Genomic DNA, 7,248 nt, shown 5'->3' on the forward strand with positions numbered 1-7,248 from the left:
CTATGCTAGAGGGCTGATATCGCGCTTATATCATTCGCAATGATAGTTACCTTCGCTTCATTCGATTCGTGACATACCCCCTCGCCGCGCATGATCCGCCCATCTCAAATACATTGGCGGATGCACCTCATGGAACAGTCACTCAAACATTTGCGCTTGCCCCTGGCGATTCTGGCCGTGGCGGTGATGAGCGCGTGCGGCAAGACCCCGGACCAAGCGGCCGCCATGCCTGCGGCAAAAGTCAGCGTGGCCAAGGTGCTGGAACAACCGGTCAACGAGTGGGATGAGTTCACCGGCCGTCTGGAAGCGCCGGAAACGGTGCAGATCCGTCCTCGGGTTTCTGGCCAGATTGACCAAGTCGCTTTCACCGAAGGCGCTTTGGTCAAGAAAGGCGACCTGCTGTTCCAGATCGACCCGCGTCCGTTCCAGGCTGAAGTGCGCCGCCTTGAAGCCCAGTTGCAACAGACCCGCGCCGCTGCCACTCGCAGCGACAACGAAGCCCAACGCGGCGAGCGCCTGCGCCAGAGCAATGCAATCTCCGCCGAACTGGCCGACTCGCGCACCACCGCCGCCCAGGAAGCCCGCGCCGCTGTCGCCGGCATCCAGGCGCAGTTGGATCTGGCCAAGCTGAACCTGAGTTTTACCCGCGTGACCTCGCCGATCAGCGGCCGCGTCAGCCGTGCCGAGATCACCGCCGGCAACCTGGTGACCGCCGATGTCACCGCGCTGACCAGCGTGGTGTCCACCGACAAGGTCTACGCCTACTTCGACGCCGATGAGCGCGTGTACCTCAAGTACACCGAACTGGCGCGCCAGGGCCGCCGTGGCGCAACCACCCCGGTGTACCTGGGCCTGTCGAATGAAACCGGCAACCCGCACCTGGGCCAGATGAACTTCGTCGACAACCAGGTCAACCCGGCCACCGGCACCATCCGTGGTCGCGCCGTGTTCGACAACAGCAAGGGCGAATACACCCCGGGCCTCTACGCACGCCTGAAGCTGGTGGGCAGCGGCACCTACTCCGCCGTGCTGATCAACGATGAAGCCGTGGGCACCGACCTGGGCAAGAAGTTCGTGCTGGTGATGGACGGCGACAAACCGGCCTATCGCGCCGTGGAACTGGGGCCGAAGATCGAAGGCTTGCGCATTGTGCGCAGCGGCCTGAACAAGGACGACACGATTATCGTCAAGGGCTTGCAGCGCGTGCGTCCAGGCTCGCCAGTCGCGCCGGAAACCATTCCGATGGCCAGCCAGGAAACCCTCGCCGCCTTGGCCCAACAACGACAAGCGCTTGAAGCCAGCAACCTGGAACAAGTGGCGCCGGATAAAGCCGCGCCCAAACTGGCCAGCGTCGCGACTCCACGCGGTTAAGGGATACGACTCAAGATGAATTTTTCCAAGTTCTTCATTTCGCGGCCGATCTTCGCAGCAGTGCTGTCGCTGTTGATCCTGATCGCCGGCGCGATTTCGCTGTTCCAACTGCCGATCAGCGAATACCCCGAAGTGGTGCCGCCGACTGTGGTGGTGCGCGCCAACTTCCCCGGCGCCAACCCCAAGGTCATCGGCGAAACCGTGGCCGCGCCGCTGGAGCAGGCTATCACTGGCGTCGAGAACATGCTGTACATGTCCTCGCAATCCACCGCTGACGGCAAACTGACCCTGACCATCACCTTCGCCCTGGGCACCGACCTGGACAACGCGCAGGTGCAGGTGCAAAACCGTGTGACGCGGACTCAGCCAAAACTGCCCGAGGAAGTGACACGGATCGGTATCACCGTGGACAAGGCCTCCCCCGACCTGACCATGGTGGTGCACTTGACCTCCCCGGATCAGCGCTACGACATGCTGTACCTGTCCAACTACGCCATCCTCAACATCAAGGATGAGCTGGCCCGCTTGGGCGGCGTGGGCGACGTGCAACTGTTCGGCATGGGCGATTACTCCCTGCGCGTCTGGCTCGACCCGAACAAGACCGCCTCACGCAACCTGACCGCCACCGACGTGGTGACCGCGATCCGTGAGCAGAACCGCCAAGTGGCGGCCGGTGCCCTGGGCGCGCAGCCTGCGCCGAGCGACACCAGCTTCCAGTTGTCGGTCAATACCCAAGGCCGTCTGGTGACCGAGGAAGAGTTCGAGAACATTGTGATTCGCGCCGGCGCCAACGGTGAAATCACGCGCCTCAAGGACATCGCCCGGGTTGAACTGGGGTCCAGCCAATACGCGCTGCGCTCGCTGATCGATAACCAGCCTGCCGTGGCGATTCCGATCTTCCAGCGCCCCGGCTCCAATGCCATCGACATCTCCAACGATGTGCGCGCCAAGATGGCCGAGCTGAAAAAGAGCTTCCCGGCGGGCATGGACTACCGCATCGCCTATGACCCGACGATCTTTGTACGTGGTTCCATCGAAGCGGTCGTGCATACCCTGTTCGAAGCGCTGATCCTCGTGGTGCTGGTGGTGATCCTGTTCCTGCAGACCTGGCGCGCCTCGATCATTCCGTTGGTGGCGGTGCCGGTATCGTTGATCGGTACCTTTGCGGTGATGCACCTGTTCGGCTTCTCGCTCAACGCGCTGTCGTTGTTCGGCTTGGTCTTGGCCATCGGCATCGTGGTGGATGACGCCATCGTGGTGGTGGAAAACGTCGAACGTAATATCGAGCTGGGCCTGGAGCCGTTCCCTGCGACTGAAAAAGCCATGAGTGAAGTGACCGGCCCGATCATCGCTACAGCGTTGGTGCTGTGTGCCGTGTTCATTCCCGCCGCGTTCATCAGTGGCTTGACCGGGCAGTTCTACAAACAGTTCGCCTTGACCATTGCAATCTCGACGGTGATCTCGGCGTTCAACTCGCTGACCCTGTCCCCAGCCCTGGCCGCCGTGTTGCTGCGCGGTCACGACGCACCGAAGGATCGCTTCTCGAAGTTCCTCGACAAGCTGTTCGGCGGCTGGCTGTTCCGTCCGTTCAACCGCTTTTTCGAAAAGGCCAGCCATGGCTATGTGGGTACCGTACGCCGGGTGATTCGCGGCAGTGGAATCGCGCTGTTCGTGTACGCCGGCCTGATGGTGCTGACCTTCTTCGGGTTTGCCCACACGCCGACCGGTTTCGTGCCGGCTCAGGACAAGCAATACCTGGTGGCCTTCGCCCAACTGCCCGACGCCGCGAGCCTGGACCGCACCGAAAACGTGATGAAGCGCATGTCGGAGATCGCCCTGAAACAGCCTGGCGTGGAAGCTGCGATTGCTTTCCCTGGCCTGTCCATCAACGGCTTCACCAACAGCCCGAACAGCGGCATCGTGTTCGTGACCTTGAAACCGTTCGATGAGCGCAAAGACCCGAGCATGTCCGCCGGAGCGATTGCCGGCGCGCTGAATGGCCAGTACGCCAACATCGAAGAAGCCTACATGGCGATCTTCCCACCGCCGCCGGTACAAGGCCTGGGCACGATCGGCGGGTTCCGCCTGCAGATCGAAGACCGGGGCAACCTGGGCTATGACGAGCTGTACAAAGAAGTGCAGAACGTGATCACCAAGAGCCACGGCGTGCCGGAGCTGTTTGGCCTGTTCACCAGCTACACCGTCAATGTGCCGCAAGTCGATGCCGCCATCGACCGCGAAAAGGCCAAGACCCACGGCGTGGCGATCAGCGACATCTTCGACACCCTGCAGGTCTACCTGGGTTCGTTGTATGCCAACGACTTCAACCGCTTCGGGCGCACCTATCAGGTCAACGTGCAGGCTGAGCAACAGTTCCGCCAGGACTCCGACCAGATCGGCCAGCTGAAAGTGCGCAACAACAAAGGCGAGATGATCCCGCTGGCGACCTTTATCAAGGTCAGCGACACCTCGGGCCCGGACCGCGTGATGCACTACAACGGTTTTATCACCGCTGAAATCAACGGCAACGCCGCACCGGGCTACAGCTCCGGCCAGGCCCAGGCCGCGATTGAAAAACTGTTGAAGGATGAACTGCCCAACGGCATGACCTACGAGTGGACCGACCTGACCTATCAGCAGATCCTCTCGGGCAACACCGCACTGTTCGTGTTCCCGCTGTGCGTGCTGCTGGCGTTCCTGGTACTGGCTGCTCAATACGAGAGCTGGAGCCTGCCACTGGCGGTGATCCTGATCGTACCGATGACGCTGCTGTCGGCCATTACCGGGGTGATCATCTCGGGCGGCGATAACAACATCTTCACCCAGATCGGCCTGATCGTACTGGTGGGCCTGGCGTGCAAGAACGCGATTCTGATCGTCGAGTTCGCCAAGGATAAACAACAGGAAGGCCTCGACCCGCTCGCCGCCGTACTGGAAGCCTGCCGCCTGCGTCTGCGGCCGATCCTGATGACCTCGTTCGCCTTCATCATGGGTGTGGTGCCGCTGGTGTTGTCCAGCGGTGCCGGTGCCGAGATGCGTCATGCCATGGGCGTGGCGGTGTTCTCGGGGATGATCGGGGTGACCTTCTTCGGTCTGTTGCTGACGCCAGTGTTCTACGTACTGATCCGTCGCTATGTGGAACGCAGCGAAGCGCGCAAAGCGGCCAAGGCCTTGAAGCTGGAGACACAGCAATGAGTGTGAAAGTATTCCTGCCGAGCTTGCTGGTACTGGCGCTGAGCGCCTGTGCCGTCGGCCCGGACTATAAAACCCAGACCCCGGAGGCGGCGAACATCACTGCCGCCGCGGACGCCAAGCAGTATGACCATGCCAAGTTCGAAGGCATCTGGTGGCAGCAGTTCGAGGACCCGACGCTTAACCAGTTGGTCACGCAGTCGCTGCAAGGCAACCGTGATCTGCGCGTCGCCTTTGCCCGCCTGCGTGCGGCTCGGGCGATCCGCGATGACGCCAGCAATGACGCCATGCCGACCATCACCAGCCGCGTCAGCAGTGACCAGGGCAAGGGCCAGATCCCCGGCCAGACCACTCGCCGGGTCAAGACCGAGCGTTACGACCTGGGCCTGGACATGGCCTGGGAACTGGACCTGTTCGGCCGCATCCAGCGCAACCTGGAAGCGACCGACGCCGACCAGCAGGCCGCCGAAGCCGACCTGTACCAACTGCAAGTCAGCATGATTGCCGAACTGGTGGACGCCTACGGTCAACTGCGCGGCGCGCAACTGCGTGAAAAGATCGCCCTGGACAACCTGAAGAACCAGCAGGAATCGCGCACCATCACCGTCAGCCTGCGGGATGCCGGTGTGGGTGACCAACTCGACGTGGAACGTGCCGACGCACGCCTCGCCGCCGTTGAAGCCAGCGTGCCGCAACTGCAGGCCGAACAAGTGCGCGAGCGTAACCGCATCGCCACCCTCCTCGGCCAGCGTCCGGACAAACTCAGCGTGGACCTGAGCCCCAAAGACTTGCCGGCGATTGCCAAGGCACTGCCCATCGGCGACCCAGGCGAACTGCTGCAACGTCGCCCAGACATCCTCAGCGCCGAACGCAAACTGGCCGCCGCCACCGCGCGCATCGGCGTGGCCAAGGCCGACCTGTTCCCACGGGTCAGCCTCAGCGGCTTCCTCGGCTTTACCGCCGGGCGCGGTTCGCAGATCGGCTCCTCGGCAGCGAATGCCTGGGCCCTTGGCCCGAGCATCACCTGGGCCGCGTTCGACCTGGGCAGCGTGCGCGCTCGACTGCGTGGCGCCGACGCCGAAGCCGATGGCGCCCTGGCAACCTACGAACAGCAAGTGTTGCTCGCCCTGGAAGAATCCGAGAACGCCTTCAGTGACTACGGCAAGCGCCAGCAACGCCTGATCTCGCTGATCCGTCAAAGCGAATCCAGCCGCGCCGCCGCCGACCTCGCCGCCATCCGCTACCGCGAAGGCACCGTGGACTTCCTCGTCCTGCTCGACGCCCAACGCGAACGCCTCGCCGCCGAAGACTCCCAGGCCCAGGCCGAAGTGGACCTGTATCGCGGGATTGTGGCGATCTACAAGGCGCTGGGGGGTGGGTGGAAGCCGGACACGGTTGTAGCAACGGCGAAGTGATGTAAAGAGCTCCTTTGGTTGGTCGCATCCAGCCAATTTTTAGCCCTGTGGCCTGTTTGGTCATGGGGCTTTTTTTGTTTGGTGGTTGAAGAACGACATTTGCTGAGCAGTACTTTATTCACGCAACCAAAGAACAAAAAAGTAGGTCAAGAAAAGCACATCGATAAACAATATCCACAGAATCAGGTTTTTAAGCCAACGAGGAAATTCCTGAACCTGCCGCCAATCTATAAGACCGCGTTTCAAGAATCGCTTTGGTAGTAACACGGCTACGCTGATCGCACATAGCCGCATCATTCGTGCTCGCGGCGAGTTCCCCCAATACTGAGCGTGAAATACGACAAAACTGCATTTATCCAGGAGTCGCTCCATGTGTTCCAGCCGTCGGTAGGCAAGGAAGACACCTAGTAATAAGGCGACAAGTGCTAAAACACACAGTATTAATTCAAACCCGAAAATGACGTGAGGACTTAAGAGGCCTTCAATATTCATAGAGTTTTTCCCCCACTGCTTCTCCACCCCAACTGCCAAGTGCAGCCCCCGCGATGCCCCCTGTCGTTCCACCGATTAAACGCATATGGCTGAGACACTTGCAGCTCCGTCGAATGAAAAGGGGGCTGCAAAATGTAAGTTCGCTCAGTGGCACTGTCGTGGTTTAGCCGGGTGAATTTGCCTGCCATCTTTCACTTTAGGAAAGGGGCTACACGGGGAATTCCGGTATCTGTCAGGCGTTGCACATAGTGGACGTAACGTGCGTTATCAGCATCGGAGATGCTGTTCGCATCCAGCCATTTTTGAGAAGCGCAATAAGACATTCAGGAAGCGCCTGTCTCGTAAAGTCGAATTTTCCGACATTAATCACAGATAACAAATCTTTACTCTCCGGGCTTTCGCGTCCAGGAGTGAAAGGGATGACTTCCAGCTTATTACCGAGCGCTTTTTTCGATCACAGCCGCCACACCCTGAAGGTTCGCAACGTCAACGCCCACCTCGACGTCCTGGCCTTCAAAAGCCAGGAACGCCTAAGCGAACCGTTCGCCTACCACATCGAATTCACCAGCACCGAGCGCGACCTCGCCGCCGAAACCCTGCTCGGCCAGCACGCACGCTTCAGCCTGCACGCCCCGGCGCAAAAACTGCCCCTGCTGGGGCTGACGCCGCCCCCCATCAAGCCCCTGCGTACCCTGCGCGGCGTGGTCACCGGCTTCAGGCGCCAGTGCGGCTCCAACGACCAGGCCAGCTATGAAATCACCCTGCAGCCACGCCTGGC

Annotated in this window: 5 protein-coding genes; 4 read left to right on the forward strand and 1 reads right to left on the reverse strand. The window is 60.9% G+C overall.

Features of this window, described 5'->3' with window-relative positions:
• Nucleotides 1-129: 129 nt before the first annotated feature.
• Genes mexE through NDJ82_RS13450 form a run of 3 tightly spaced genes read left to right on the forward strand, consistent with a single transcriptional unit; the run spans nt 130 to nt 5,978 of the window.
• Nucleotides 130-1,371, forward strand: a complete 1,242-nt coding sequence (gene mexE, locus NDJ82_RS13440) for a multidrug efflux RND transporter periplasmic adaptor subunit MexE (protein ID WP_112196952.1) — start codon at nt 130-132, stop codon at nt 1,369-1,371.
• A gap of 15 nt (nt 1,372-1,386) precedes the next feature.
• On the forward strand, nt 1,387-4,566 hold the full coding sequence (locus NDJ82_RS13445) for an efflux RND transporter permease subunit (RefSeq protein ID WP_099584252.1): 3,180 nt from the start codon (nt 1,387-1,389) through the stop codon (nt 4,564-4,566).
• Nucleotides 4,563-5,978: an efflux transporter outer membrane subunit gene (locus tag NDJ82_RS13450; RefSeq protein ID WP_112195154.1), complete on the forward strand. Its 1,416-nt coding sequence runs from the start codon at nt 4,563-4,565 to the stop codon at nt 5,976-5,978. Before NDJ82_RS13445 ends, NDJ82_RS13450 begins: the two co-directional genes overlap by 4 nt.
• A 114-nt stretch (nt 5,979-6,092) precedes the next feature.
• Here NDJ82_RS13450 and NDJ82_RS13455 read toward each other — a convergent pair whose 3' ends face one another.
• Entirely contained in the window at nt 6,093-6,470 is a 378-nt protein-coding gene (locus NDJ82_RS13455; protein WP_158878208.1) for a hypothetical protein, read from the reverse strand.
• Nucleotides 6,471-6,889: 419 nt separating this feature from the next.
• Here NDJ82_RS13455 and NDJ82_RS13460 point away from each other — a divergent pair.
• Nucleotides 6,890-7,248, forward strand: a 359-nt coding sequence (locus NDJ82_RS13460; RefSeq protein ID WP_250925674.1) for a contractile injection system protein, VgrG/Pvc8 family, incomplete at its 3' end; no start/stop codon positions are given.

It is taken from the genome of Pseudomonas sp. SR18, from assembly GCF_023701505.1.
Taxonomy (GTDB): domain Bacteria; phylum Pseudomonadota; class Gammaproteobacteria; order Pseudomonadales; family Pseudomonadaceae; genus Aquipseudomonas; species Aquipseudomonas cyclaminis.

Excerpts from the sequence above, each read along its gene's own strand:
- NDJ82_RS13445 (WP_099584252.1), top strand. The coding sequence starts at position 1,387 with ATGAATTTTTCCAAGTTCTTCATTTCGCGGCCGATCTTCGCAGCAGTG.
- NDJ82_RS13450 (WP_112195154.1), top strand. The coding sequence starts at position 4,563 with ATGAGTGTGAAAGTATTCCTGCCGAGCTTGCTGGTACTGGCGCTGAGC.
- mexE (WP_112196952.1), top strand. The coding sequence starts at position 130 with ATGGAACAGTCACTCAAACATTTGCGCTTGCCCCTGGCGATTCTGGCC.
- NDJ82_RS13455 (WP_158878208.1), bottom strand. The coding sequence starts at position 6,470 with ATGAATATTGAAGGCCTCTTAAGTCCTCACGTCATTTTCGGGTTTGAA.